Annotated in this window: 24 protein-coding genes, 1 tRNA gene, 1 pseudogene and 1 riboswitch; of the genes and pseudogenes, 9 read left to right on the top strand and 17 right to left on the bottom strand. The window is 71.3% G+C overall.

Going from position 1 to position 26,724, the window contains the following annotated elements; translation table 11 throughout:
- The first annotated feature begins 3 nt into the window (after positions 1–3).
- From lhgO to ABZ848_RS24675, 3 genes are all read left to right on the top strand, one after another.
- Positions 4–1,224, top strand: coding sequence for an L-2-hydroxyglutarate oxidase (gene lhgO, locus ABZ848_RS24685; protein ID WP_360835174.1), 1,221 nt, complete (start codon positions 4–6; stop codon positions 1,222–1,224).
- Positions 1,225–1,387: 163 nt separating this feature from the next.
- The gene (gene trmB / locus ABZ848_RS24680; protein ID WP_360835226.1) at positions 1,388–2,170 is read left to right on the top strand and encodes a tRNA (guanosine(46)-N7)-methyltransferase TrmB; all 783 of its coding nucleotides are present in this window, start codon (positions 1,388–1,390) and stop codon (positions 2,168–2,170) included.
- Positions 2,171–2,233: 63 nt separating this feature from the next.
- On the top strand, positions 2,234–3,586 hold the full coding sequence (locus ABZ848_RS24675) for a PrsW family intramembrane metalloprotease (RefSeq protein WP_360835172.1): 1,353 nt from the start codon (positions 2,234–2,236) through the stop codon (positions 3,584–3,586).
- 115 nt (positions 3,587–3,701) lie between these two features.
- Here ABZ848_RS24675 and ABZ848_RS24670 read toward each other — a convergent pair whose 3' ends face one another.
- The 3 genes from ABZ848_RS24670 to ABZ848_RS24660 form a co-directional block, all read right to left on the bottom strand.
- Entirely contained in the window at positions 3,702–4,661 is a 960-nt protein-coding gene (locus ABZ848_RS24670) for an aldo/keto reductase (protein ID WP_360835170.1), read from the bottom strand.
- A 75-nt stretch (positions 4,662–4,736) separates the two neighbouring features.
- Positions 4,737–5,762, bottom strand: a complete 1,026-nt coding sequence (locus tag ABZ848_RS24665; protein WP_360835168.1) for a M23 family metallopeptidase — start codon at positions 5,760–5,762, stop codon at positions 4,737–4,739.
- Between the two features lie 11 nt (positions 5,763–5,773).
- Positions 5,774–5,931, bottom strand: a riboswitch (cyclic di-AMP (ydaO/yuaA leader).
- Positions 5,932–6,134: 203 nt separating this feature from the next.
- Positions 6,135–7,241, bottom strand: a complete 1,107-nt coding sequence (locus tag ABZ848_RS24660) for a PP2C family protein-serine/threonine phosphatase (RefSeq protein ID WP_360835166.1) — start codon at positions 7,239–7,241, stop codon at positions 6,135–6,137.
- A gap of 131 nt (positions 7,242–7,372) precedes the next feature.
- Here ABZ848_RS24660 and ABZ848_RS24655 point away from each other — a divergent pair.
- Positions 7,373–7,446 (top strand) — tRNA-Met (locus ABZ848_RS24655).
- A gap of 77 nt (positions 7,447–7,523) precedes the next feature.
- Here the strand turns inward: ABZ848_RS24655 and ABZ848_RS24650 are convergent.
- The gene (locus ABZ848_RS24650) at positions 7,524–8,645 is read right to left on the bottom strand and encodes an alginate lyase family protein (protein ID WP_360835224.1); all 1,122 of its coding nucleotides are present in this window, start codon (positions 8,643–8,645) and stop codon (positions 7,524–7,526) included.
- Positions 8,646–8,985: 340 nt separating this feature from the next.
- Entirely contained in the window at positions 8,986–10,116 is a 1,131-nt protein-coding gene (locus ABZ848_RS24645) for a dihydrofolate reductase family protein (protein WP_360835164.1), read from the bottom strand.
- A 64-nt stretch (positions 10,117–10,180) separates the two neighbouring features.
- Here ABZ848_RS24645 and ABZ848_RS24640 point away from each other — a divergent pair, with 64 nt between their 5' ends.
- Together ABZ848_RS24640 and ribA are read left to right on the top strand one after the other, a co-directional pair.
- Entirely contained in the window at positions 10,181–10,711 is a 531-nt protein-coding gene (locus ABZ848_RS24640) for a MarR family transcriptional regulator (RefSeq protein WP_360835162.1), read from the top strand.
- 106 nt (positions 10,712–10,817) lie between these two features.
- Complete coding sequence (ribA, locus tag ABZ848_RS24635; RefSeq protein WP_360835160.1) at positions 10,818–11,459, top strand: GTP cyclohydrolase II; 642 nt, start codon at positions 10,818–10,820, stop codon at positions 11,457–11,459.
- Between the two features lie 121 nt (positions 11,460–11,580).
- On the opposite strand, the gene ABZ848_RS24630 is transcribed toward ribA, so the two are convergent.
- From ABZ848_RS24630 to ABZ848_RS24605, 6 genes are all read right to left on the bottom strand, one after another.
- The gene (locus ABZ848_RS24630; RefSeq protein ID WP_360835158.1) at positions 11,581–12,735 is read right to left on the bottom strand and encodes a histidine kinase; all 1,155 of its coding nucleotides are present in this window, start codon (positions 12,733–12,735) and stop codon (positions 11,581–11,583) included.
- Positions 12,736–12,809: 74 nt separating this feature from the next.
- Positions 12,810–14,045, bottom strand: a complete 1,236-nt coding sequence (locus ABZ848_RS24625) for an ATP-grasp domain-containing protein (protein WP_360835156.1) — start codon at positions 14,043–14,045, stop codon at positions 12,810–12,812.
- Complete coding sequence (locus ABZ848_RS24620; RefSeq protein WP_360835154.1) at positions 14,042–15,364, bottom strand: MFS transporter; 1,323 nt, start codon at positions 15,362–15,364, stop codon at positions 14,042–14,044. Before ABZ848_RS24620 ends, ABZ848_RS24625 begins: the two co-directional genes overlap by 4 nt.
- Positions 15,361–16,506 (bottom strand): YcaO-like family protein, encoded by a 1,146-nt coding sequence (locus ABZ848_RS24615; RefSeq protein WP_360835152.1) that lies wholly within the window; start codon positions 16,504–16,506, stop codon positions 15,361–15,363. The genes ABZ848_RS24620 and ABZ848_RS24615 overlap by 4 nt, the downstream gene beginning before the upstream one ends.
- Positions 16,507–16,601: 95 nt before the next feature.
- Complete coding sequence (locus tag ABZ848_RS24610; RefSeq protein ID WP_360835150.1) at positions 16,602–16,778, bottom strand: hypothetical protein; 177 nt, start codon at positions 16,776–16,778, stop codon at positions 16,602–16,604.
- A gap of 38 nt (positions 16,779–16,816) precedes the next feature.
- The gene (locus tag ABZ848_RS24605; RefSeq protein ID WP_360835148.1) at positions 16,817–17,539 is read right to left on the bottom strand and encodes a TfuA-like protein; all 723 of its coding nucleotides are present in this window, start codon (positions 17,537–17,539) and stop codon (positions 16,817–16,819) included.
- Between the two features lie 34 nt (positions 17,540–17,573).
- Here ABZ848_RS24605 and ABZ848_RS24600 point away from each other — a divergent pair, with 34 nt between their 5' ends.
- The gene (locus tag ABZ848_RS24600; protein WP_360835146.1) at positions 17,574–18,512 is read left to right on the top strand and encodes a hypothetical protein; all 939 of its coding nucleotides are present in this window, start codon (positions 17,574–17,576) and stop codon (positions 18,510–18,512) included.
- Here the strand turns inward: ABZ848_RS24600 and ABZ848_RS24595 are convergent.
- The 3 genes and pseudogenes from ABZ848_RS24595 to ABZ848_RS24585 all read right to left on the bottom strand — a co-directional run.
- Positions 18,490–19,833 carry a lysine 2,3-aminomutase gene (locus ABZ848_RS24595; RefSeq protein ID WP_360835222.1) on the bottom strand — a complete coding sequence of 448 codons (1,344 nt, stop codon included), beginning with the start codon at positions 19,831–19,833 and terminating at the stop codon, positions 18,490–18,492. The two genes, ABZ848_RS24600 and ABZ848_RS24595, sit on opposite strands and share 23 nt — an antisense overlap.
- Positions 19,834–19,963: 130 nt before the next feature.
- Positions 19,964–20,407: an arsenate reductase ArsC gene (locus tag ABZ848_RS24590; protein WP_360835220.1), complete on the bottom strand. Its 444-nt coding sequence runs from the start codon at positions 20,405–20,407 to the stop codon at positions 19,964–19,966.
- Between the two features lie 54 nt (positions 20,408–20,461).
- Positions 20,462–20,686, bottom strand: a pseudogene (locus ABZ848_RS24585) (metalloregulator ArsR/SmtB family transcription factor); the annotation flags it as partial.
- Between the two features lie 132 nt (positions 20,687–20,818).
- Between ABZ848_RS24585 and arsM the strand changes: the two are divergent.
- Positions 20,819–21,544: an arsenite methyltransferase gene (gene arsM, locus ABZ848_RS24580; RefSeq protein WP_360835144.1), complete on the top strand. Its 726-nt coding sequence runs from the start codon at positions 20,819–20,821 to the stop codon at positions 21,542–21,544.
- 53 nt (positions 21,545–21,597) lie between these two features.
- Here arsM and ABZ848_RS24575 read toward each other — a convergent pair whose 3' ends face one another.
- On the bottom strand, positions 21,598–22,659 hold the full coding sequence (locus ABZ848_RS24575) for an oxygenase MpaB family protein (protein ID WP_360835142.1): 1,062 nt from the start codon (positions 22,657–22,659) through the stop codon (positions 21,598–21,600).
- A 37-nt stretch (positions 22,660–22,696) separates the two neighbouring features.
- Here ABZ848_RS24575 and ABZ848_RS24570 point away from each other — a divergent pair, with 37 nt between their 5' ends.
- Complete coding sequence (locus ABZ848_RS24570; protein ID WP_360835140.1) at positions 22,697–23,362, top strand: TetR/AcrR family transcriptional regulator; 666 nt, start codon at positions 22,697–22,699, stop codon at positions 23,360–23,362.
- 158 nt (positions 23,363–23,520) lie between these two features.
- Here the strand turns inward: ABZ848_RS24570 and ABZ848_RS24565 are convergent, their stop codons facing one another.
- The gene (locus tag ABZ848_RS24565) at positions 23,521–25,533 is read right to left on the bottom strand and encodes a S9 family peptidase (protein WP_360835138.1); all 2,013 of its coding nucleotides are present in this window, start codon (positions 25,531–25,533) and stop codon (positions 23,521–23,523) included.
- A 776-nt stretch (positions 25,534–26,309) separates the two neighbouring features.
- Entirely contained in the window at positions 26,310–26,723 is a 414-nt protein-coding gene (locus ABZ848_RS24560) for a hypothetical protein (RefSeq protein ID WP_360835136.1), read from the bottom strand.
- Position 26,724 lies beyond the last annotated feature (1 nt).

The raw sequence follows: 26,724 nt of genomic DNA, 5'->3' as shown, positions 1-26,724 counted from the left end.
GAGGTGGTGCAGGTGCGACCGGAGATCGCTTACGACTGCGACGTGCTGGTGGTCGGGGGTGGGATCGTCGGGCTGTCGACGGCGTATGCGATCACGCGTGCCGCGCCGGGAACGCGGGTGACCGTCCTGGAGAAGGAGGCCGGTCCCGCCCGGCACCAGACGGGGCGCAACAGCGGGGTCATCCACAGCGGGATCTACTACCGGCCCGGCTCGCTCAAGGCCCGCTTCGCCGTGCGCGGGGCCGCCGAGATGGTCAAGTTCTGCGCGGAGTACGGCATCGCGCACGCCGTCACCGGCAAGCTGATCGTCGCCACCGAGCGCTCCGAGCTGCCCCGGCTGCACGGCCTGGTGCAGCGTGGCCGGGAGAACGGCATTCCGGTACGGGAGCTGAGCGGCTCCCAGATCGCGGAGTACGAGCCGGAGGTGCGCGGGCTCGCGGCGATACACGTCGGGACCACCGGGATCTGCGACTTCGTCGGGGTCGCCCGGCAGCTGGCGGACGCCTCGGGCGCGGAGATCCGGTACGGGGCCCGGGTCGAGCGGATCGACCGGCGCCCGGAGCTCGGGGTCGCCGTCCGCACGACCACCGGCGACGTCGTACGCGCGCGCGTGCTGGTGAACTGCGCCGGGCTGCACTGCGACGAGGTGGCCCGGCTGACCGGGGACGACCCGGAGATGCGGATCGTGCCCTTCCGCGGGGAGTACTACTCGCTGGCGCGGCCCGAGCTGGTGCGGGGCCTGGTGTATCCGGTGCCGGATCCGGCGTTCCCGTTCCTCGGGGTGCACCTCACACGCGGGATCGACGGCGGCGTCCACATCGGACCGAACGCGGTGCCGGCGCTGGCCCGTGAGGGGTACGGCTGGGCGGTCGTACGGCCGCGGGAGCTCGGTGCGACGCTGGCCTGGCCGGGGTCGTGGCGGATAGCCCGGCGGCACTGGCGGTACGGGGCCGGTGAGCTGCGGCGCTCGGTGTCCAAGGCGGCGTTCACGACGGCGGTACGGCGGCTGCTGCCGGCGGCGACGGTGGAGGACCTGGTGCCGACGGCTGCGGGGGTGCGGGCGCAGGCGGTGCTGCGGGACGGGACGCTGGTGGACGACTTCCTGATCAAGGAGGGGGCGCGTGCTGTGCATGTGCTGAACGCGCCTTCGCCCGCGGCGACGGCCTCGCTGCCGATCGGGCGGGAGGTGGCGGGGAGAGCGTTGGCGATGCTGGGGGCGGTGTGAGGGGTGGGCCGACGTCGGTGTTGGGCTGATCTTGACTGCACCCCCGTAAAATCGACTCACTGTGTCTGACTCCCTCAACGCCCCCGAAGCTCCCCAGCCCGCCGATCACGCCCCCGGCGGGCAAGCCGGCGAGCCCGGTGCCCAGCATCCGCACACGCCCGGCGTGTCCGTCCGGCACACCCGGGCCAAGGGTGAGCCCCGGTTCCCCGACGGGCCCAAGGCCGATCCCGCGGGGTCGCACTTCGAGCGGCGGATCCGGAGTTTTCAGCCGCGGCGGAGTCGGGTGACCGCGGGGCAGGCGGACGCGTTGCAGCGGCTGTGGCCCAAGTGGGGGCTGGACATCGACGGGCAGCAGGTCATCGACCTCGGCGAGCTCTTCGGCAACGCCAACCCCGTGGTGCTGGAGATCGGGTTCGGCATGGGCGAGGCGACCGCGCAAATGGCCGCCGCCGAACCTGACACCAACATCCTCGCCGTGGACGTACACACGCCGGGACAGGGCAATCTGCTCAACCTCGCCGACCAGAGCGGGCTACCGAACGTCCGGGTGGGCAACGGGGACGCCATCATCCTGCTGCGCGAGATGCTCCGGCCGGACTCGCTCGACGGCCTGCGCGTCTACTTCCCCGACCCCTGGCCCAAGAAGCGGCACCACAAGCGCCGGCTCATCCAGCCCGAGTTCCTGGACCTGGCCGCGGCTCGCATCCGGCCCGGCGGCCTGGTGCACTGCGCGACCGACTGGGAGCCGTACGCCGAACAGATGCTCGAAGTGCTCACCGCGCATCCGGACTTCGAGAACACGCAGCCCGGCGGCGGTTTTGCGCCGCGTCCGCAGTTCCGGCCGCTGACCCGTTTCGAGGGGCAGGGACTGGACAAAGGACATGTCGTGAACGACCTGCTCTTCCGTCGCGTACAGCATCACAACCAGCCCCCCACAGGCGCCTGAAAGCCCCTCGGGCAGCCCGATGCACCGTCGCGGGCGGCGCCCTCGCTCGTTAGGGTCAATGCCGTGGCCACGTGTCCCCAGTACCCGCCGTACCCGAACCGGCCGCCGCAGCCCGGCGGTCCGCTCGGCGGTGCGCTCGGGCGGGTGCACTGGTGGCAGCGCAGGTGGGTGCGGTACGGCGCGCTCTGCACCCTGCTGGCGCTCTCCGGGCTGGTCATCCTCGCCCTGGTGCGCCAACAGACCGGCACCGAGGGGTTCCTGGTCGGGCTCGGCCTCGCCGTACTGCCCGTACCGCTGCTCATAGCCGCGTTCCGCTGGCTCGACCGGGTCGCTCCCGGTCCCTGGCGGAACCTGCTGTTCTCCTTCGCCTGGGGGGCCTGCGCGGCGGCGCTGATAGCGATCGTCGCCAACAGTTTCGCGACCAGATGGATAGCTACGGCGACGGCGGATCCGTCCAGCGCGGACACGCTCGGCGCGACGGTCATAGCGCCGATCGTCGAGGAGTCCGCCAAGGCCGCGGCCGTACTGCTCGTGTTCCTGTTCCGCAGACGGGACTTCACCGGGATCGTCGACGGGGTGGTGATAGCCGGGGTCACCGCCACGGGGTTCGCGTTCACCGAGAACATCCTCTACCTCGGCACCGCGTTCGGGACCGACCAGCTCACCGGCGACCGCGGCATCGCCTCCGTCACCGCGGCGACCTTCTTCGTGCGCGTGATCATGTCGCCCTTCGCGCATCCCCTCTTCACCGTCCTCACAGGGATCGGCTTCGGGCTCGCCGCTGCGATGGCCTCCGACCGGCGTCACGTGGGGCGCGTGCTCGTGCCGCTCGCCGGGCTGCTGCTGGCGATGGGCATGCACGCGATCTGGAACGGGTCTTCGTCCTTCGGGGAGTTCGGGTTCTTCGGGGTGTACGCGGCGTTCATGGTGCCGGCGTTCGGGCTGCTGACCTGGCTGGTGATCTGGACGCGGCAGCGGGAGCTGCGGACCGTGCGGGAGGAGCTGCCCGCGTATGCCGTGGCCGGGTGGCTGGCGCCGACGGAGCCGTTCGCGCTGGGGTCGATGCGGGCGCGGCGGCTGGCCCGGGACTATGCCGTGCACCACTTCGGGAAGCCGGCGGGGCGGGCGGTGACGGAGTACGAGGCGTACGCGACGTCGCTGGCGTTTCTGCGGCATCGGGGGCGGCGGGGGCGGGGCGGGGCGGATTTCGCCCTGCGGGAGCGGGAGTTGCTGAACGAGCTGTGGCTGCGGCGGGAGGTGGCTCGGCCGGCGCTGGACTATGCGGCGCGGGTGACTGCGCCGCCTGTGCCGGTGGCTGCGCCGCCTTGGCCGGTGTACGGGGCGTACGGGTACGGCTACGGGTATCCGACGGGGCCGGCGGGGCCGTATCCCTCGTACAACCCGTATCGGTCGTAGGGGTTGCGGAGGGGTCGGCACCGCCGGGGAACGCCGGCGTGGCTGGACGCCGTTGCGGCGGAAAGAAGAAGCCGACGGAGGATCAGGACCGGCAGAAAAAGAGTCCGGTCGATCGTCAGGCCGACGCCTGCGTCAGTCGTGTGAGTTCCGCAGTCGTCAGGGTCAGGTCCGCCACCCCCAGTAGTGCCGGGAGTTGCTCCAGCGTGCGGGCCGATGCGATCGGGGACGCTACTGTCGGCTGGGCTGCCAGCCACGACAGGGCCACCGTCGGGATCGGGACCCCGCGGGTTTCCGCGATTTCGTCCAGGGCCGTCAGGACGCGCTGCCCCCGTTCCGAGTCCGCGTGCTTCGACGCGCCCGCCGCCCTCACGCTGTCCACCTTCGTACCGGGGCGGTACTTGCCCGTCAGGAAGCCCGCCGCCAGCGCGTAGTACGGGACCGCCGCGAGGCCGTACTGCGCGGCGAGGTCCTGGAGGTCGCCCTCGTACGTGTCGCGGGAGACCAGGTTGTAGTGCGGCTGGAGAGCCACGTACTTGGCCAGGCCCTCGCGGTCGGAGAACTCCAGCGACGCCCGCAGCCGCTCCGCCGAGATGTTGGACGCGGCGATGTTGCGCACCTTGCCCGCCCGCACCAGCTCGTCCAGCGCGCCGATGATCTCCTCGACCGGCACCTCGGGCTTGTCGAAGTGGGTGTAGTAGAGGTCGATGTAGTCGGTGCCGAGGCGGCGCAGGGACGCGTCGGCGGCGGCCTTGATGTTGGCCGCGGACAGGCCCTGGTACTCCGGGTGCTGGCTCACCTTGGTCGCGATGACGACGTCGGACCGGTTGCCGCGGGCCTTGACCCACTTGCCGATGATCGTCTCGGACTCGCCGCCCTTGTTGCCGGGCACCCAGGCCGAGTAGCCGTCGGCGGTGTCCACGAAGTTGCCGCCCGCGGCCGCGTACGCGTCCAGGACGGCGAAGGACGTCGCCTCGTCGGCGGTCCAGCCGAAGACGTTGCCGCCGAGGCAGAGCGGGAAGACCTCCAGGTCGGAGGAGCCGAGCTTGCGCAGGGAAGGAGAAGGAGTGGCAGTCATGTTCAGCGTCAACGCCCGCCCTGGAGCCCGGCCTTCCGGGTCACCCGCAAACATCGTGTAAACAACACCGGAGCGTTACGGGTTCAGGCCCTTGCTGCGCAGCCACGTCATCGGGTCGATGCCGTCGGACTGGCCGTTCGGGTGGACCTCCAGGTGCAGGTGCGGCCCGGTCACGTTGCCCGTCGCGCCCACGCGGCCGATGACGTCACCCGTGGCGACCTTCTGCCCGACGCTCACGCTGATCGACGACTGGTGGCAGAACCACAGCTCCGTACCGTCGTCGAGCGTGATGATCGTGCGGTAGCCGTACGACCCCGCCCAGCCGGCCTCCGTGACGGTGCCGGAGTGGATCGCCTTGATGAGCGTGCCCGTCGGGGCGGCGAAGTCGAGGCCCGTGTGGTAGCCGGAGGACCACATGGAGCCGGCCTGTCCGAAGGTGCCGGTGATCGTGTAGGACACGACCGGCAGCTTGTACTGCTTGGCCAGCTCGGCGAGCTTCGCGGCCTCGGCCGCCTTCTCGGCCGCCGCCTCCGCCTTCGCCTTGGCGGCCTTGGCCTTGGCCGCCGCGTCCTGCTCGGCCTTGGCGGCCGCGTCGTCGATCTGCCTGGCGAGCGCCGCCTCGGTGGCGGACTGGGCCTTGCTGTCGACCTGGACCTGCTGCGACTCGGCCTGCGCCATGATCCGGTCGCGCAGCGCCTCGCCCGCGTCCCGGGCGCCCTGCGTGGTGTCCTCGGTGGTCACGCCGACGGAGCTGAGCGCGGTCGCGGAGCCCTTGGGTGCCTCGGAGGAGCCGCCGAACACGGCGCCGACGGAGGGCAGATCGGGCATGGAGATGGAGACCGGCGGCTTCCCGGTGTTGGCGCTGGCCATGCCGCCCGCGCCGACGGCGGCTATGACGCCGACGCCGAGAACCGTGGAGCTGCGGGCGAGTCCCCCGCCGCGCTGCTTGGCGACACGGTGCCGGCCGCGTACCGGAGCGATGGAGTCCGCGGTGGGGTTCCACTCCTCCCACTGGCCCTCTTCGGTGCGGGGGCCGGCGAAGCCGAAAGGCTCGGTGCTCGGCACGAACGGGGCTGCCGGGGCAGGCGGGTTGGACGCCACGTGGGCGTGCTCCTTTCCTTCCTTCTCGCCTACCGGGTTAGCTGACGGGTTCGGAGCAGGAAGGTCTCCTACGCGCGTAAACCTGCCGTGGGTCCACGGCGGTCTCCGCGCGATTCACCCCAGGGTGGTGGTTCCCCGGTTCCCTTGCGGGATTCGGCGCGTGCGCACGGAGCCGCCTCTTGTGACGGCTGGGACGACCGCGCTGCGTTATCGAACGTTAATAGACCCGGGGGGTCGTTTCCAAGCTGTTCGGCTTGATCATTAACGAATCCTGGCTGGACGTAGGGCCCATGGACGGCGAAAAACGGGCGAGTTGACCCGCCCTCAGGATCTTCACAGGCATTGACGGTATGTCAGTTGTTATGCAGAGAGTCACGGCCTGCGTACGGCGAGCAGCGCCATGTCGTCCGTGGTGCCGTCCCCGGTGTGCCGGCGCACCCCGCGCGCGAGGGTGTCGAGCAGTACGCCGGGTTCGCGGAAGACCCGGCCGGCGAGCCGGGCCGCGGGGTCGTAGAACTCGCCCTGTCCGTCGCGCGCCTCGGACAGCCCGTCCGTGTAAAGCAGCAGGGTGGCTCCGCCGGGGAACTTCGTCTCCTCGGCGCGGTCGGGCCAGGCGCCCAGCTCGCCCATGCCGAGCGGCAGCGCGGGCTCGCTCGGGTGCAGGGTGCGTACGGTGCCGTCGGGGCACAGGAGCAGCGGGGGCGGGTGGCCACGGTTGACGATCCGCAACACCCCGTCGTCGTGCGGGAGTTCGGCGAGTACGGCGGTGGTGAACCCCTCGAAGGCGTCGAGCCCGGCGCGCCGGGTGCCCTCGCGGGCCAGCGCCCGCTCCAGCCGCCCCGCGACCGCCTCCAGGGTCGCCTCCTGCTCGGCCGCCTCCCGGAAGGCCCCGATGACGACGGCGACGGCGGCCACCGCGCCCATCCCCTTGCCCCGCACATCGCCGACGACGAGCCGGACGCCGTACGGGGTGTCCTGCACCGCGTACAGATCGCCGCCGATGAACGCGTCGGCCTGCGCCGCCTCGTAGCGTGCCGCGATGTCGAACCCGGCGATGCGCTCGGCGGGTTCGGGCAGTACGGCGCGCTGGGCGGCCTCGGCGATCTCGCGGGTGGAGGCGAGCCGCGCGTCGCCGCGGGCCACGACCCGGTTGATGCCGGCCGCGAGCAGGGCGACCGTGGCCACGGTGACGGCCTCGGTGAGCGTGTCGGCGTCGGGCCCCCAGCCGAAGCGGACGTGGACCCCGTAGGTGGCGAGGGTGGCGATGGCACCGGTGACCGCGGTGGCGGCGAGTGAGAGGACGGGCGCTGCGACGAGCGGGGCGGCCGTGAAGAAGGGGGCGGCGGTGAAGTCCTTCGGGGTGAGGCTGTCGTACAGGATCCCCCCGGCGATCAGCAGCACGGGCAGCACACGCAGGAAGGCGACGGCGTCCCGGGACAGCCGTCCGCCGGCGCTCGCGTACGGCCGCTCATGATCCACAAGTCCAGGCTTCCTGGAGCGGGGCCGGGCGGCGAGTGGTGTGGGCCGACCGAATGACGCAGGTGAGGAGGGGCGGAAGTAAACCGTGGTGCTGAGCGTCCCGCGGATGGCGTATGCTGGTGACACACCGACGCGGGGTGGAGCAGCTCGGTAGCTCGCTGGGCTCATAACCCAGAGGTCGCAGGTTCAAATCCTGTCCCCGCTACTCAAGGCTCAGGGCCGGAATCCAGTCACTGGATTCCGGCCCTGAGTGTTTTCCCCAAGTGGCTTCCCTGAGTGTCTTCACGCTCCGGGGTTGTTCGCGTGGGTCAGGGTCTCCCAGGAGACGAAGAGGTCGTCGGTGCCGGCCGGGCGGGTCTCCTCGGCGAGCTTGTGGGCGTAGGGGACCTTCATGTCGAGACGGTTCTCCAGGTGGTTGAGGGCCACCTCCAGGTCGGGGCCCATGTTCCGGTCGACCTTGCCGCCGCACAGCCAGGCCGGCGGGTTCTCCCCCATCTGGTAGCGGGCGTGGAAGTCGAGCGCGGCCTTCAGCCGGTCCTTGACCTCGCCGTACAGGTCGACGCCCTGGTGCCAGGCGGTCTCGGCGATGTGGGCGGTGGCGGCGAGGGAGTAGCCGACGTGCTTGAAGTTGCGGCAGGTCTCCTGGGCGAGGCCGTCCTTGAAGCGGGTCTGCTTGAACCAGTACGTCGTCAGCTTCTGCGGGGTGTTCACCGTGGAGCCGGCCGGGGTGAGCGGCACCTGGCCGTCCTTCTCCAGGTAGAAGTAGGCGGGCACGCGGTTGCGGAACCGCTTGAGGGCCGCGTCGAAGGCCTTGTGGTCGTTGTTGAAGACCGCGATGCCGATCGCCGCGTCGGTCATCGCGAGGTCCCAGTTGCCGTTGTAGTCGGGGAGGTTCTGGGTGACCTGGGGCTGGTAGGCGGTGCGCAGCATGCGCTCGAACCGCGCGACCCGGTCCGCCGGCCACCCGGCCCCCGGCGCGTACCGCACGATCTCCGCGGCCCGCGCCCAGGTGGACCCGGCCCACGCGGTCTGCAAGCCCGCGTCCTCCTCCGTGTGCCGCCTGATCTTCGCCGACCAGGCGTCCATGATCTCGCGGGCCTTGAGGGCGTGCTGCTGCTTGCCGGTGACGCTGTAGAGCAGGGCCTGGGTGTAGGCGGCGATGGCGTCCTGCCGCTCCTCGACACACCCGTGCGCGGGCCGGGCGCCCCAGGGGCAGTCGACGTGCTCGTACGGCTCCGGCGTGTACTTGTACGACCCGTACTTGCTGTCCCGCATGCCCAGATAGGCCTTCAGCCACGGCTGCTTCCCGGCCTTCACGTTCTTGCGTACGACGTCCAGCTGGGCCTTGTCGACGAGCACGCCGGGGTGGGTGAAGGAGGCGTCGGGGGGCAGCGCGCGGGCCATGGTGCGGGAGCCGACGTCGGTGGCGCCGCAGGATGCGACGGCCGCGGTGAGCAGGGGCACGAGCAGAAGTGCGGCCACTCGTCCGGGAAATGGCCTCATGGGTGCTGGCCTCATGGGTGTTACCTCCGCATATGTCCACGCCGGGTCACGATGAGCGTGACCCTTCCGGGGCGGGGGCGCAGGCTGGGTTGGGCCGATTGGACTGTGCGGGTGGGTGGGGGCGCGGGCGTGAGTGCTGGGGGCTGCGCCCCCAGACCCCGCTTCGGCCCTTAAGGGGCCTCGTCCTCAAACGCCGGACGGGCTGAAGGGCACGGACCCGGCGCCGAGAAGTGGGAGCCGCTCAGCCCAGCAGGTGGCGGTTCGGTGCCTTCGCGCGCTCCTCGTACTCCGGGAGTACGACCACCCCGACGCCCTCCGCCGCCAGCAGCCCGCTCCCGTCCGCCGCCGTCACGAACGTGTCCGGCTCGCGCCAGGACGTGACCACCCGGCGTACCCCCGCGTCGAGGATCAGCCGGGCGCACGGCTTGGGGCGGGAGGCTCGGTGGGCGCAGGGTTCCAGGCTGCTGTAGACCGTCGCGCCGGGCAGGCGTGGGTCGGTGGGGTCGAGCTTGGCCAGGGCCGCCTCCTCGGCGTGGACCACGGGGTCGTCGTCCTCGCGGGAGTGGCCGCGGGCCAGTTCCGTGCCGTCGGCGGCGACGATCACCGCGCCGACGCTGAAGGCGGTCCGGGAGGGCGGGCACAGGGCCGCGAGGTCGCAGGCGAGGGAGAGCCAGTGGTGGTCGGCGGCGGCGGGGAGGGCGCCCGTGCCGGGGGCCGTGGGCTCGTAGCGCATCAGGACCACGTCCTCGATCCGCCGGGTTTCGAGGAGGCGCAGGCGGCCTTCCTGGTAGCCGCCCGGGCCGAACAGGCGGGGGGCGTCCGGGTCGCCGACGAACAGCGGGGCCAGGACCAGTTGGAGTTCGTCGGCCAGGCCCTGCTGGAGGAGTTGGGTGTGGATCGTGCCGCCGCCCTCGACCATGAGGCGCCGTACTCCTCGTACCTCGTGAAGGTGCTCCAGGAGGCGGCGCCAGTCGAGGTCCGGGCCGAGGGGGACCACGTCGGCCGCCAGGCCCGCGGCACGGGACCGCTCCGCGCCCTTGTCCGTCGTATAGACGACCTTGTCGCCGCCCGTGTGCCAGAACTTCGCCGTGGGGTCGAGGTCCCCGGAGCCGCTGACCGTGACCTTGAGGGGGTACTCGGACTGTCCGGCGGCCACGCGGGCGGCGCGGCGCTCGGGTGAGTTCACCAGGAGCCGCGGGTTGTCGGCGCGGATGGTGCCGGCGCCGACGAGGATGGCGTCGACGGAGGCCCGTACCTCGTCGACGCGGTCGAAGTCGGCCGGGGACGAGAGCAGCAGGCGCTCGGGGCCGGTGTCGTCGAGGTAGCCGTCGAGGGAGACGGCGGCGGACAGCAGGACGTACGGGTACGGCATCGGACGCGCTCACATTCGGCGGGTGGGGCTTGGTTCAAGTTTGAAACAAACCTACACTGGTGGCATGACGACTCGCTGGCTCACTCCGGAGGAGCAGCGCGCCTGGCGCGCGTACATCGCCGCGGCGCACCTCCTGGAGGACGCGCTCGACCGGCAGCTCCAGCAGGACGCCGGCATGCCCCATCTGTACTACTCCATCCTGGCCAACCTCTCCGACGAGCCCGACCACCGGCTGCGGATGACCGATCTCGCCGAGCGGACGAAGATCACCCGCAGCCGGCTGACGTACGCCGTCACCCGGCTGGAGAAGGACGGGCTGATCCGGCGCGAGAACTGCAACTGGGACAAGCGCAGCAGCTTCGCCGCCCTCACCGACGAGGGGATGGCGGTGCTGGAGCGCACGGCGCCGGGGCATGTGGAGACGGTACGGGCCTTCCTCTTCGACCACCTCACCGAGGAGCAGGTCGGGCAGCTGGAGGAGATCTTCACCGAGGTCACGAAGGCGCTGGAGGCGGACGAGACCCGCCCGTCCGCGGACGAGGTGCCCTGGCGGCGGCGCTCGTCGTCACCGTGCTCGGGCACCGCGAGCGAGTGAGCTGCACCATAATCCTGTTGCTTCAAATTTAAAGCATGAGGTAGGGTCACGGATCATGGATCTGCTTCAAAACTGAAGCAGATACGCACGGACCCCGGAGACCCGCATGCCCGACTTCCCCGCCGCCACCCAGCGCTCCCGCGTCCGGGTGCCGCTGCGCTTCCAGGACGGCTACAGCGTCGACGCCGAACTGGTCACCTTCCACGGCCTCACCGACGGCCAGGAGCACGTGGCCGTCGTCCTCGGCGACCCCGCCCCCGGCACCACCCCGCTGGTCCGGCTGCACTCCGAGTGCCTCACCGGCGACGTCTTCGGCTCGGCCCGCTGCGACTGCGGCCCCCAGCTGCGCGAGGCGGTCGAGCGGATAGCCGAGCGCGGCGGCGTCCTGCTCTACCTGCGCCAGGAGGGCCGGGGCATCGGTCTCTACAACAAGCTCGACGCGTACGCCCTGCAGGACCAGGGGCTCGACACGTACGAGGCGAACGCGGCGCTCGGGCTGCCGGAGGACGACCGCGACTACACGGCGGCGGCGCAGATGCTGCGGTCCCTCGGCATCGACGAGCTGGACCTGCTGTCCAACAACCCGGACAAGGCCGGCCAGCTGCGCGGGCTCGGCATCGCGGTCCGCGACCGGGTCCCGACCGGCGTGTTCACCACCGCCCACAACGTCCGCTACCTGCGCGCGAAGGTCCTGCAGACGCAGCACACGCTGCCGCTGGGGGAGCTGACGGAGCTCAACGCGGGCTGACCGCGGGCAGCGCCGGTGAGTGGCGGCGCCCGAAACAGACAGACGGGAAGAACGGACGCCGCCGTCGAGAACGTACGGCGAAGACGGGCGAATTGTCAACAATCCTGTCGACTTCTTACCTTCACCATACGCAGGGAAGCATCACGTCGATCACCGTCGGACCGCCCACCGGACTGGTCACCTCCACGGTGCCGTCCAGCGCCGCGACCCGTCGCCGCATGCCGAGCAGTCCCGAGCCGCCCTTCTCGTCAGCGCCGCCCTTGCCCTCGTCGGCCACGCGGACGCGCAACCCCCGCTTGAGCCGGGCGAGTTGGACCGAGGCGACCGGTGAGCCGCTGTACTTGGCCGCGTTGGTGAGGGCCTCGGCGACCACGAAGTAGGCGGCCGCCTCCACCGCGGCCGGCGCGCGCAGCCCGTCCTCCTCCAGCCGGTCCACCTCCACGGAGACCCTGAGCCCGCTGCTCGCGGCCAGCGCGCGCACCGCGCCGACCAGGCCGCGGTCGGTGAGGATCGGTGGGTGGATGCCGCGGACGACGTTCCGCAGCTCGGTCAGCGCCTGCTCGGCCTGCGCCTGGGCCTCGTCGAGCAGCTTGCGGGCGGTGTCGGGGTCGCGGTCGTACGCCCGCTTGGCGAGGCCGATCCGCATCGACAGGGCGACGAGGTTGGCCTGCGCGCCGTCGTGCAGATCGCGTTCGATACGGCGCAGCTCGGCGCCGTGGGCCGAGATGGCGTCGGCGCGGGTGGCGGCCAACTCCTCGACGCGGGCGGCGAGTTGTGCCTTGGGGGACGGCTTGAGCAGGGCGGTGGACCAGTCGGCCTCCAGGTCCGCGATCCGCACGATGAGGGGGAGGACGACGGGGGTACGGCGCAGCAGGCCGCTCCAGACGCCGTCGACGACCAGGCCGACCGGCCACAGCGGCAGGGCGAGGACGAGCAGGGCGCCGTAGAAGTAGTCGGCGACCATCCAGCGCAGGTCGGTGAAGGTGCCGGGGTCGCGGACGGCCGTGCGGATGCGCTCACGGACCGTGCCGGTGAGCGGCTGGTAGGCCTCGGGGATCTTCTGGCCGGTCCAGGAGGCCGTCATCGCCCGCTTGGCGCCGGCGATGCGGCGGATGATCAGCACCGTCTCGGGCAGCAGCCAGGCGCCGACCACGGCGAGCGTGCCGACGGCCGTGATGATCAGCACGGTGACGAAGATCCACAGACCGAAGGCCATCGCCGCGGCCAGCACGAGATGGCCCGTGGCCCGCCCGGCCTGCCGCAACGTTTTTCGCATACGGCCACGCTAGGGGACGGGGGGTGGTTGGCGCGGTGTAGCGGGCTACACCATTGGGGGCGGTGAGGGGGTGGTCAGCTTCGGTGCGGGGCGGTCTCGATGCGGATGTTCCCGGCCGCCGCCCCCGCTGCCCTGCGGCTCTCCTCGCGGGTGCGGCCCGTGGCCAGGACGTGGCAGAGGCGGTCCGTGTTGGAGCCGGTCGTGGTGACCAGGTCTCCGACGGCCACGCGGCTGAGCACGTCGTGCACTCCGGGGGCGCGGCGGGCCGCCTCCGTTCCCGTGATCGCGGTGATGCGGCCGTCGGCCGGGGCCGTCAGGTGGAAGAGGCAGGCCGCTCCACGGGTGCGCGCGGTGAGGAGGGGCCGGCCGAGGTGGGCGCGCAGGACCTGTTCGGCGCAGGAGACTCCCGTGGCGAGGTCGATGGCGCGGTGGATGCCGGCGCCGACAAGCCGCGTGTTGATCTCGACGAGCACGGGTCCCGAGCCGGTGAGCACGACCTCAAAGTGGAAGGGGCCGTTGCGGTAGCCGAGGGCCTTGCAGACGGCCGCCGCGTAGTCGTCCAGGTCGGGGTGGAGCGGGTCGGTGGCGAAGGCCACGCTGGTCTCGACGTAGTACGGGGGTGGGCCCAGGGTGCGGTCGCTGTGCCCCCAGATCTCCAGGCGTCCGTCGACGACCATGCCCTCGGCGCTGACCAGCGGGCCGCGCAGTTCCTGTTCGCACAGCAGCGTGCCGGCCGGGACGACTCCGTCGCCGTAACCGCCGCGCAGCCGGTGCGCGTCGACCGCGCGGCGCAGGTCGTCCACTGTCGTGGCGCGCACGGTGTCGAGGCTGGAGAAGCCGTCGACGGGCTTGACGACGAGCGGTGCGGGGAGGGGCAGTTCGGTGACCGGGCGGCCCGGCGGTACGACGGCCCAGCGGGCGTTGGGCACGCCGTGCTCGTCGAGACGGGCCCGCACGGCGGCCTTGTCGTTCCAGCCGCCCGCCGGCCAGTCCGGGTTGGCGGTGTCGAGGCGCAGCAGGGTCGCCGCCTGCTGGGCGACACCGGCGAAGGGGTCGACCCAGCTGACCAGCGCGTCGGGCCGCCGCCCGGCGAGAGCCGCGACGACCGCGTCCGCGCTGCGGGTGTCGGCGCCGATCCAGCTGTCGACGAGCTCCCCGACAAACGGTTCGAGCCGCTCGCGGTGCGCGGTGACGACGGTGGTGGCGAGGCCGAGCCGACGGGCGGCGTGGAGCCCGGAGATGCCGTTGGCGTGGGGGTTGGGCGGGGCAGCGGGAGGGAGCAACTCGACGAAGGCGACGGCAGGGGTCATAGGGGGGTGCCCTTCTCGCGTACGTCCTTCGCGCATACGTCACTCGCGCATACGTCCTCCTCGACAGCCGGCATCCGCCGCAGCTGCCGTACCTCTCCGCTCAGCAGGAACGGCAGTCCCGTCGTCGTCACCAACCCCGCGACCGCCAACGCCCCGCCCAGGCCCGCGCGTTCGCCCCAGTGCGCGGTGGCCCAGCCGGCCAGCAGGCCCCCTGCCACCGAACCCAGCGGGATCGTGCACAGGTTGACCGTGCGGGCCGTGGCGTGGACGCGGCCCAGCAGGTGCGGCGGGGTGATGAGCTGGCGCAGGGTGGTGACGCTGATGTTCCACACCGGCAGCCAGAGCGCGGAGACGAAGGCGACGGCGACGACCACGGCCGTGGACTCGGTGAGGAGGGCCAGCGGGGCCGCCGTCCACACGACGCCCTCCGTGACCGTCGCCAGGAGCACCGGCCCGACCCCGGCCCGCTCGACGAGCGCCCGGCTCGCGGCGGCGCCGAGCACCGCGGCCAGCGCGCCCGCGGTCAGTACGGTCGCGGCCAGGGCGGGCGGCAGGTCCAGCGCCCGGTACAGGAACAGCAGCAGGACCGTGTCGACCATCGCCATGCTGAGGTTGCGCAGCGCCGCCGCGGCCGACAGCGAACGCAGCAGCGGCGTACGCCAGATGTACCGCGCCCCGTCGAGGATCTGCCGCCGCCACGGGGTCGGTTCCGGATCGGGTACGGCGGACTCGGGCGCCCGGATGGCGAGCAGCCCGGCCGCCGAGGCGACGAAGCTCGCGGCGTTGGCGGCGACGGCGAGGGCGGGGCCGAGCAGCTGCGTGACCGCGCCGCCGAGCGCGGGGCCGCCGGCGCGGGCGACGCTGGCCGACATCTCCAGGCGGGCGTTGCCCAGCGACAGCAGCTCACGGCCGACCAGGCGGGGCAGATGGGTCTGGTAGCCGACGTCGAAGACGACCGTGCACACGCTCACCAGCGCGGCGACGGTGTAGAGCAGCCAGAGGTCGAGCCGGCCGGCGAGAGCGAGCGCGGCGAGGGCGGTGAAGAGGGCCAGCCGGGTCAGATCGGCCGCGATCATGTACGGGCGGCAGCGCACCCGGTCCATGAACGCGCCGACGAACAGCCCCAGCGCCGGAAACGCCACGGTGGCCATCGCCCGCACCACCCCCACCTGCGGCGCGGTGGCGTGCAGCGTGAGGATGGCGAGGCTGGGCAGGGCGAAGAGCGAGATCTGATCCCCGACGAGGCTGACACTCTGCCCGAGCCACATCCGCCGGAAGTCCCGCCGCTGAGCGGCAGGTTCGGCGACGACAGCGCTCACGGCACGTCCACCGGGTCGCCGCCCAGCCCCGACTCGCACATCCCGTACGGCCCCTCCATCCCCGTGACGATCACCTTCGCCACCGGCACTCCAAGGTCCGGCCGGGTCAAGTCCACGGCCACGGCGGTGTGTTGGGGGTGCGCGGTCACCGCCCGTACCACCGCCCCCAGCCCATCCTCCGCCGACACCGCCGACAGCTCCCCCCGCTCCCCCCGCTCCCGGAAGTCCACCTCTTCCCGCTCCGCACCAAGCTCGTCCCACACGGCCCGTACCAGCTCCGGCGCCCGCACCCGCTCCAGTTCCTCGCGGCTCAGGTCGTCCCTGCTGCCCGCGATGTACGTCAGCCGCTTCTGCAGCGCCTCCTTGACCGCCCCGGCGAACGCGGCCGCCGGTGAGGGATGGCAGCCGAAGCCGTCGTGGACGCCCGCGTCGAGGACGTCCCGCCGGTCGGGCGGGGCCAGCACGACACAGCCGTAACAGGGCACGTCCGTGTGCGAGGTGACGTCCCAGACGGCGAGTTCGAGGCCCGCCGCGCGGGTCATGGCGATCAGCCTGCGGCAGGCGGGGCCGGTCACCGTGTCGAGGCGGATCCGGTACGACGCCGAGTCCGCCCGCCAGCGGGACTCCGCGTCCCGCTCCACGACCTCGCACAGGCCGTGCAGCAGCGCCTGTTCGAGGCTGTTGCCGGAGGCGAGCCCGTTGGAGTTGCGGGCGAGGCCGGGTTCACCGAGCTGGTCGGCCACGAAGTTCATCGACACCGACTCGTACGGGACCCAGGTGTCGGCGCCGGTGACCAGGTCCGTGCCGCACAGCCAGCGCCGGGACTGCCCGCGCGTGACCGACCCGCCGAAGGCGCGCGGGAGTTGGGTGGGGTCCACCGCCCGTACCGCATCGGCCATCTCCTCGTACGTCCCGGTCCGCGTCGGCAGCGTGAGGTGCTCCGCGTGCCAGGTCTCGACGGCCTCCATCAGCGCGCCGGCCCTGGCCGCGGCCGGCGTGAGGCCCTTGCCGATGCTGGTCACCAGGGAGCGGGCGGTGGGGCGCAGCGCGAGGCAGACCGGCAGGCCCACGTGGTCGAGGCCGGTGACATCGGCCAGCCTGGTAATTCCGACGCGTTTTCCCACGGGGCCGAATCTCCGCAATGTTTCTTCCGGAGGAATTTCCGAATCCTTCCGGCCGTGACCCCTCCGATTATGGAGGGCCTGCGAAGATCCGACCCCCCGGTATTCCGGCAGGCTCAACAGGCGCCGTTGGCCGCGCCCGCACTGTGCACGGAGCCCTTGACGGCGTTCGCCGCACCGGCGGAATTCACCCGGCGCTTCACGGAGTTGGCGGCGCCCGCACTGTGCACGGAGCCCTTGACGGCGTTGGCCGCGCCGGAGCTGGTGACCTGCTGCCGGATCGCGTTCGACATGTGCCCTCCTTGAACTGGATGACAATCAGTGGCCGATGCTAGCAATGCCCTTCGCTTTCCTGAAGAACCAGGAAGCTGTAGGTCTCCTCGAAGGTGAAATCCTCGGCGGGCGCGGAGGCGTGGAGTTCACCGTTGGCAATGCGCCACAATGTCTCGATCGCGTCGGCTCGTTTGAGGTTGGTGTCGGTCTCCCGGAGAAAGCGGCGGAGGCGGTCGGCCGTCTCGCCGGGCCCCGCGTCCGCGATCACCCGGGACCAGTGCCGGTCCGCGTAGAACACCCGCTTGGCCTGCCTGACCAGCCGTTCCTCCAGCTCTCCGGAGATCACCCCGGCGCGCCGGGCGAGCTCGAGGCCGTACCGGATGTTGACCATCGGCTCGGACAGCGGGCGATATCCGGATTCCGCGTCCCCGTGGATCACGGCGACCTCGTCGTCGTCCTCGTAGGAACCATCGTTGTATGCCGAAAAGATCCGGCCATATCCCTGCATTCCGTACCGGCACAATTCGGCCGCGCGCAACGCCCCCATACTGGAGCAGCCGATCACGGTGACACCCTGATGCAACGCGTACATGATTTCCTTGTGCCACACCGAGGGAACGCCCTGGAAATACCCGTCGACCAGCACAATTGTCCCGCAGCCGGCCCGTACCGCTCTCAGGACGTCACCGACGGAGACCGGCGGAAAGAATTCGGCCCCGGGCAGTGTCTTCTCGGCCTCGGCGACCGGAAGTGTCGGCCCGAGAAACACACGTGTCGTCATACTGAGTCCATCCGACGTGGCTATGGAGGTGGCGGTGGGCGAGTCCGTGTGGCTGCTCGACCGGATCCAGAGCGATTGGGAGGTCGACACGCTCTGCGCGGCGCTGACCGACCGGGGAATTCCAGCGGAGCGCGTCGACTGGGCGGAGATCCAGCCGTACGCCGTGCCGCCCGGGTTCGCCGGCCCGCAGGGCATCCGCGAGGCGCCGCGGCTGGCCGTGGTGACCGCCCGGGTGCTCACCCGGCACACCGAGGGCGACCTCGCGCTGCTCTACGACTGGCTCACGATGCTGGAGGACCAGGGCGCGCGGCTGGTCAACCCGGTGGGCTCGCTGCGGGTCTGCCAGAACAAGGTGCGGCAGGCGGCGCGGCTCGCCGCGGCGGACCTCCCGGTGCCGCCGACCCGGGCCGTGCGCAGCGCCGAGGAGGTCGAGCGGTGCCTCGCGGACTGGGGCGACGTCATCGTCAAGCCGATCACCGGGCACGCCTCGGTGGACGTGATCCGGCTGGTGCCCGGTGGCGGGGGCGGCCAGCGGGGCAGTCTGCTCGGGCTGCGCGAGGACATCGTGCTGTGGCACTGGCTGCGCCGCCACCATGTGCTGTGCGCCCAGCGGTTCGTGGAGAACCCGGGCCGCGATCTGCGCGCGGTGGTGATCGGCGGCCGGGTCGCCTCGTGCCACTACCACGTCAGCACCGCGCCCGACGGAAGCGTGCGCAGCCTGCTGCACCCGCTGCGGTGGGCCCCCGCCGAGCTGACGGACGAGCTGGAGCGGATCCTGGTCAACTGCCTTGAGGTGCTGGGCCTGGACCTCGCGACCGTCGACCTGGTCGAGGGCCCCGACGGCCCGGTCGTCATAGAGGTGAACCCCACGGTCAGCCGCTGGGAGCCGGTCGAGGGCACGGACCTGGACCTCACCCCGCACGGCATCACCGCGGCCCAGGTCGACCTGCTCACCGGCCTGCTCCACTCGTGACCGCGAAGGGGTCGAACTCCCCGCCGCCGGCGACGGATTGGAGCTGGTCGGCACCCGCAACGGGTCGCAACTGCGACCACCAGGTGGCCGCCGGATCGAACCGGGCCAGAAAGGGCCGCCCGACCCAACTAGGCTCCCGCGCCTGCAGATACCGCAGCACGAACGCCCGCTCCTCCCCCGCCCCCAGCACCCCGTCCACGCACACCTTGCCCTCGTCCGCGGACATCACCGGCCCGCGCACGGTCCGAGCCAGCCCCGAAACCCGCGCGTACGCGTCCCGGTAGATCTCCCAGGCCCGCCCGAGCGGCACGGCGAAGTGGTCCTGCGGCCCGGTGTCCCGCTCGACGAACATGTAGTACGGCACCATGTCCAGCCGTACGGCCGAGGACCACAGCTCCTGCCACAGCGCAGCCTCGTCGTTGACGCCCCGGATCAGCGGGGCCTGCACCCGCACGGAGGCACCCGTCTCCAGCACCCGGCGGACCGCCTCCACCGCGATGCCGGTGCCCAGCTCCCGCGGATGGGAGTAGTGGGCCATCACCACCAGCCGCCGCCCGGCGGCCACGACCCGCCGGAACAGGGCGAGCAGTTCGCCCGCATCCGGGTCGCTGACGAACCGATACGGCCAATAACTCAGCGCCTTCGTCCCGATCCGCAGCATCGACACGTGCGCGAGCGGCTCGGCGAGCAGCGGTTCGACGTACCCGGCGAGCATCCGCGCTGACATCACCAGCGGATCGCCCCCGGTCAGCAGTACGTCACTCACCTCGGGCCGGCTCGCCAAGTACCGCACCACGGGCTCCACTTCACCGGCGAACCGCAGATCGGCGTCGCCGACGAACTGCGCCCACCGGAAGCAGTACGTGCAGTACGCGTGACAGGTCTGCCCGCGCCGCGGGAAGAACAGCACCGTCTCCCGGTACTTGTGCTGGATCCCCGGCACGGCCCGCCCGTCGACCACGGGCACGTTCCGCTCCCGCTGCCCCGACGGATGCGGATTGAGCCGCGCGCGTATGCCCCGTACGACACCCTGCACCTGCGACCGCGGCGCGGAACCCGCCAACAACCCGGCCACCGCCTGCCGGTCACCGTCGGGCAGCATCTCCGGCTGCGGGAAGGTGAGGCGGAACATCGGGTCGTCCGGTACGGCGGACCAGTCGATGAGCTCGTCCACGACATAGGAGTTGGCGCGGAAGGGCAGCACCTCGGCGACGGCCCGCGCCTGCAGCCGGTACGACGCGGACAGCGACGACCGGCTCAGGAGCGCCTCCAGGTCCCTGCTGCCGTACGGGCGGAAGACCTCGGTCGGTGCCCCCTGCACAAGCAAGCCGGATCCCCTCGTCGCACGCCGTCGTGCCCCTCGGCAGCCCTGTCCCGCCTCCCTTCCTAGCAAAGGCCCCAGACAGCGACCAGTACGCGTGCCCACGGACCCGCGATTACCGGACAGTCCGTCAGTCCATCGCAGGGAGAGGGGAGTTGCTGTCGCAGCAGCCGAGCTCGGTCAGCAGTCCGCGCACGCGTCGCTCGATCTCGTCGCGGATCGGGCGTACGGCGTCGACGCCCTGGCCTGCCGGATCGTCGAGGCGCCAGTCCAGGTACCGCTTGCCCGGGAAGACCGGGCAGGTGTCTCCGCAGCCCATGGTGACGACGACGTCCGAGGACCGTACGGCGTCGGTGGTGAGGATCTTCGGTGTCTCGGCGGAGACATCGATCCCGGCCTCCGCCATGGCCTCGACCACGGCGGGATTGACCTGGTCGGCGGGCGCGGACCCGGCCGAGCGGACCTCGACCCGGTCACCGGCGAGGTGGGTGAGGAAAGCGGCGGCCATCTGCGAACGCCCGGCGTTGTGGACGCAGACGAACAGTACGGAGGGGCGCGGGGCGGCGGTGTCCACGACCCCGGCGGCCTCCCGAGCGGTCAGGAACCCGGCGAGCCTGTCCAGAGCGCCGGGGAGTACCCAGTAGTAGACCCAGGTCCCGCGGCGCTCGCAGTCGATGAGGCCGGCCTGGCGCAGCAGCTTGAGGTGGTGGGAGATCGTCGGCTGGGACAGCTCGAAGGCCGGGGTCAGCTCGCACACGCAGACCTCGCCGCCGGCCCCGCGCGAGGCGATCATCGACAGCAGCCGGAGCCGCACCGGGTCGCCGAGGGCCTTGAACGCCTTCGCCAGTTCCATCACATCAGGGTCTTGATTCGACACTCTTCTATATTGACACTCTTCGATCCAAGGTGGAAGCTCACGTCAGGTGGATTTTCACGTGAAGGTGGAATCTCGCTCCAGCGGAATCTCGCTTCAAGGGAGTGCGCCATGTCCGATCAGTCCACAGACCTGCGCGAGACGGTCCGACAGCGGTACGCCGCCGCGGCCCTGAAGGTCACCGAGGGCGGCGGCACCGCCTGCTGCGAACCCGAGTCGGCCCTCTACGCGATCGACGAACGCGCCGCCCTCCCCGCGGAAGCGCTCGCCGCCTCCCTCGGCTGCGGCAACCCCATCGCCGTGGCCGAACTCCGCGAGGGAGAGAGGGTGTTGGACCTCGGCTCCGGCGGCGGCATCGACGTCCTGCTCTCCGCCCGCCGCGTCGGACCCACCGGCCGGGCCTACGGCCTGGACATGACCGACGAGATGCTCGAACTCGCCCTGGCCAACGCACGGAAGGCCGGCGCCACGAACGTCGAGTTCCTCAAGGGGACGATCGAGGCCATCCCCCTCCCCGCGGACACCGTCGACGTCGTGATCTCCAACTGCGTCATCAACCTCTCCGTCGACAAGCCCTCCGTCTTCGCCGAGACCCACCGCGTCCTCAGGCCCGGCGGCCGTATCGGCATCTCGGACGTCGTCGCCGACGACACGCTCACCCCCGCCCAGCGCGCCGAACGCGGCGACCACGTCGGCTGCATCGCCGGCGCGCTGTCCTTCGCGGAGTACCGGGCGGGGCTGGAGGCGGCCGGGTTCGAGGACGTCGAGATCACGGCGACGCATCCCGTGGCCGACGGCATGCATTCGGCGGTCGTCCGTGCCAGGAAGGGCGGGTAGGGACGCGAAGGCCACGGAGGGCGCGTAGGAACGCGAGAGGGCACAGCACCCGGCTACGCGAGCGGCCCCAGGATCTCCTGGGACTCGACGAGGCCCTGCTCGCTCGGTTCCTCGCCCGCGCCGAAGACGCGTTCGGCCTGGCGGGCCCGGAATTCGAGGTGGGCCTCGGCGGGCCTGGGGTAGCCGTGGCGGGCGCGGGCCTCCGCGGGGGTCAGCACCTCCTCCTTGCGGGGCGGGACGCCGAGCTTGACCGGTGCGACCACCGGGACGGTGGAGGGCGAGATGAGCCCCAACAGGCGTAGTTCGACGCGGGGGTCGAGGTGGGCGAGCGCGAAGGACGCCTTCATGACCGGCACGATGAGCGCGTCCAGGAGACGGGACTGGCGGATCCCGGCCAGCTCGCGCATCCAGCGCGGCATCGTGGCGATCGTGGCGATCCGCTGCGCCCGCGCCACCGCCAGCCTCGCCGGCTTCGCCCAGAACGGCACCGGCGGCAGGACGAGTTCGGTCCTGAGCAGGTGGTTCATGGCCTGCCGGGCGATCGGGCTGGCGGACAGCTGCGGTCGCATCCGCTGGAAGTACGCCCGGACACCTTCGCGGGTGCGCGGAACGTCGTCGGCCGAGCAGGTCTGCAGCTCCGCGGCGAGCGCGCAGGCCTCCCAGTACTCCGTCTCCTCCTGCGCGGAGAGCTTGCCGGGCCCGTACTTCTCGTACGCGTAGAGGATCGAGTGCCAGCCGGTGAGCTGGATCCACAGCTGGGAGTCGGGGTCGTTGGCGTCGTAGTTCCCACCCCCGTAAGGCAGTTGCCCGATCGCCTTGGAATGGACCTTCACCAGGACGTCCGCGGCCCGGCACACCTCCCGGGACCCGGCGAAGGCGACCATCGCGAAGTACTTCAGCGTCCGGTCGTAACGAGTGCGGGAGCGCCGGTAGATGCCCTGCGTGGCGTGGACGGCGGCGACCAGCGGCGGGTCGAGCTCCTCGACCACCACGGCCCGCTGGAAACCCACGGTGGGAGCGGTCGGATGGCTCCAGACCTTCCAGACCACCGAGCCTGGACCGAAGAACCCGTAGTCCTCGTGGGGCTCGATCTCCCCGCGCTTCAGCTTCGCCATGGAGCCAATTAAGACACGAGTGTCGTAAACTGCCAAGGTGTCTGCGCCCACGTCTTCGTCCCCCGCACCGGAGGACCGGCCCCGCAAGCGACGCCCGTACGCCCCGCGCGTCCCCATCGAGCAGCGCCGCGAACAACTCCTCGACGCCGCCCTGGCCGTGATCGTGAACGACGGTTACGACCGCGTCTCCATCGACGCCATCGCCAAGCGCGCCGGCGTCGCCCGCTCGGTGGTCTACGGCGCCTACGACAACCTCGACAGCCTGCTGACGGCGCTGCTGGACCGCCAGCAGGCGCATGCGTTCGGGAGCCTGCTCAAGACGATCCCCGGCGCATCGGACCCGAGCGACCCCGCCGCGTTCATCTCGGAGACAGTGCGCCGGATGTCCACGATGCTCCACGAGGACCCCGACACCTGGCGCCTGATCCTGCTGCCGCCGGGCAACATGCCCAACGTCGTCCGCGACCGCATCGAGGCGGACCGGGACCGCTTCCGACGCCGCGTCGAGGCCTGGATCTCCCACACCCTCCCCAACCGAACCGAAGGCCCGGCCCTCGACCCACAGATCGTCGCCCACGCCCTGGTCGCCTGCGCGGAACACTTCGGCCGCCTGGCCCTCACCGACCCCGGCCGCGTCGACGCACCGCGCCTGATCACCCAGGTCCAGGTGATCCTCGACGCCCTCTGGCCGCGGACCCCCTGAGAACACGGAAGCGCCCGCCCGCCACCGGTAAGCCGTGTGGGACTCTTGCCGCCGTCTCCAGCCACACGTAGCGCTGGTCGGTGGCCGCGGTGAAGCGGCGGCCGTTCCTGCCCGAAAGCGGCGATTCCGCCTCGTCGAAGGTCGACGCCCGCCCGCGGTCACAGCAGTCCGGGCCGCTGCCACTCGGCGCCGAGGACGTGGTGGTCGAGGAAGTTCAGGAACGCCTCGTACCAGACCTGGATGTGGCCCGGGGAGAGGATCCAGTGGTTCTCGTCCGGGAAGTACAGGTACTTCGCAGGCACCTCGAACCGCTGCAGATCCTGGAAGAGCGCGGCGCCTTGGCCGACCGGCACGCGGTAGTCCTTCGCGCCGTGGATGACCAGCATCGGCGTACGGATCTTCGCGGCGTCCAGGTACGGCGAGTGCGCCTCGTACCGCTCGGGCCGGGTCACCGGGTCCCCGAAGATGCACTGGAAGTACCAGGGCACGTCGGTGTCGCCCTGGAAGGACCGCAGGTCCCACAGGCCCGCGTGGCTCACGATCGCCTTGAACCGATCGGTGCTCGTGGCGACCCGGTTGGCCATGTAGCCGCCGTAGGAGCCGCCCCCGAGCGCGGTGCGCGCGGCATCGATGTCGTCACGGGCCTCGGTTGCGTCGGTCAGCGCCATCACGTCCGTGTACGGGACCCCGCCCCACTGCCCCCAGCCGCGCCGGTGGCCCTGCTGACCGTAGCCGGTCGACAGGGCCGGGTCGGGCAGCAGCACCGCGTAGCCGCGGGCCGCGAACGGCCACGGGTTCCATCGCCAGGTCCAGCCGTTCCAGCTGCCCTGGGGTCCGCCGTGCACGGCGACGAGCAGCGGCGCGGGGTTCTCGGCCGACGCGCCCTCGGGCAGCACGAGCCAGCCGCGCAGCCGGTACCCGTCCGCCGCGTTGGCGTGCACCTCGGTGAGGGTGCCCGGCAGCGCGTCGAACGCACCGGGGGCGGGCAGCTCGACCGGCGTCTGACCGGCGGCGCCGGCCTCGAACCTGACCGGACGCGGCGGCGAGTCGATCGCGTTGCGCAGCGCGTACAGCGTCTGCCCATCGGGGGCCACGCAGAGCGAGCCGTACGCGCCCGAGGCGGTGAGCCGGGTCACGGTGCCGTCCGTGTCCCGCCGGAAGACGGGCGCGTGCCCCTCCACATCGGCCACGAAGAAGAGGGCGTCGTCGACCGGCGAACAGACGGCGCCAACGGGCCAGTTGTCGAACCCGGGCAGCAGATCGACGGCCTCGCCGCCGTCCACGCCGACCCGGACAAGCGTCACGTCCATCGACTCGTCGTAAGTCGGCCACGTCATCCGCGAGCACACGACCGCCGAGCCGTCGTGCGTGAACACCGGCGCCTCGTAGAGGTGCTCCACATCGCCCAGGACGAAGACCTCCTCGCCGGTGGCCGCGTCTGCCACCACCACGGCGGTGCGGTTCTCGGCGGGCACCCGGCCGGGAACGAACCGGGTGTAGGCCACTCGCGTCCCGTCGGGCGACAGCGCCACGTCCCCGGGGTGCTCGAGGCCGACGCCCTGCCCGCCGGCGTCGACCACGGCGCCCTCGGCCCCCGCGCGCACGAAGGTGTGCTGTGCCTCGGGGCCGAGATCGCGGTCCCAGGCGCGGGTCGGCCCGGCCTCGTACAGGATCGCGGTGACCTTCGCGTCCTTGCGCGCCGTGCGCAGCTTGCCGTGCGTGTCGGCGTCGGCGGCCCCGGGCAGCAGCCCGGCGGTGTGGGCCAGCGCGCCGGAGTCCCGGGCGACGGTGAACGCGGTGATCCCGCCCGGGTGCCGGGCCGCGACGGCGGCCTCACCACGCCTGGGCAGCGCCCACAGCGCGGCACCCTCGTGCTTGCCCTCCGCACTGTCGTCCTCGCGTTCCGACAGGAAGTACAGCACCCCGTCCGGGCCGAACGCGGGCCCGGACTCGCCCTTCCCCGACCGGGTCAGGCGCAGCGCCTCGCGTTCCCCGGCCGGATCGATCTCCCACAGCCCGGACACGAACCTGGTCCGGTCCTCCGACAGCGTCTGCACGGCGGCGACGAGACGGCCGCCGTCGGCGGACAGCGCAAGGGAGTTGACGCGAGGCTGGGCGAGGAACGCGGACAGGTCGTGGAAGGCGGTCGTTCCACCAGGGATCGCAGACATGCGGACGATTCTTGCTCTCGAAGGAGGTGGTGAACAGCGGATTACGGGCGCCGCCCGCCAGGGTGCCTGCCACCCGTCCTGCGAAACGCAGAGATCCCGCCCGGTCGAAGTGATCGGACGGGATCCCGTCAACCGCCTACGAGCTGAATCGTGAACGGCGCTGCAGTTGCGGTGAACCAGCCGGGATCCGGCAGCGAGGGGGGCCTCGTGGACGGCGACCGAGCGGGTCACACGTGCACCGTGGTGGCGCACACCCTGGACAGCCTTGGGCGGTGGCCGCGCCCTCGGGCCGAGTGGCGGGCGTGAAGACGATGACCCGCCCGTCGGTCACCCGGCACAGTCGCTCACGCGCAGACCCTTGCACCTGGAAGCGCCCCGACCGAACAAACCCGATCGAGGCGCTCCTTCGCAGGTCAGAGGGGTTACCCCCGCCTACGACCCGTAGGCCCTGTGGGACTCGAACCCACAACCAATGGATTAAAAGTCCTGGCCAAAGCTTGCTGGGTGGTTCCGGATGCTTCTTCCAGGTCCGGAACCGCCTGGTCAGGACAGGTATTGATTGATGCGCGGTCTACTCTGTGATGGCCGCTGCTGCACCATCCGCTCACGCATCGCTCACGCAAGTTGGATCAGCTGGAACGGATTCGAGGGCTCACTGACGCCTACGTTTGCCGATCAGGGACGCACATCGAGCCATGCGTCCAATCCTTCCGCAAGATCCGCGTCGACGGCCTTCCCCCGGGCCTGCGGTCAGCAGGTCCACGTAACGCCGGTTCTCAGGCTTCCTGCTGCGGGAACAGCCGGCGAGCGAGTTCCTCGAACGTCGTAGCGATCAGTACCCATGCCAAGCCCCTCAAGTACAACACGCGTGGAGAGGTGAGCGATTCGCGATAATCCAGGACGATGGGCATCGAGGGGCCAAGGTCTGCGATCACCAGTGACCGTTCGGCGAAGATTCCCAGGCTTCCCTCTACGAGTGGCTGTGGCGGTCCTGCAATTTCTGGATCCGTATGCCACGCACGGTTCTCACCGATAAGCATGGCTTCTCCGTAGAAGCAAGGCTGTACCGGCTCTTCATTGAAGATATCGAGGAGGATCTCATCACCTGGTGAGACCCACCTCCCGGATCTGATCAGCGAGAGCAGACTCGGGGGAACCGGCAACCCGCCGATGACGATCTCATCGCTCACG

Source organism: Streptomyces sp. NPDC047081, assembly GCF_040643775.1.
Classification (GTDB): Bacteria; Actinomycetota; Actinomycetes; order Streptomycetales; family Streptomycetaceae; genus Streptomyces.
This window is presented reverse-complemented; position numbering and strand designations above follow the sequence as displayed.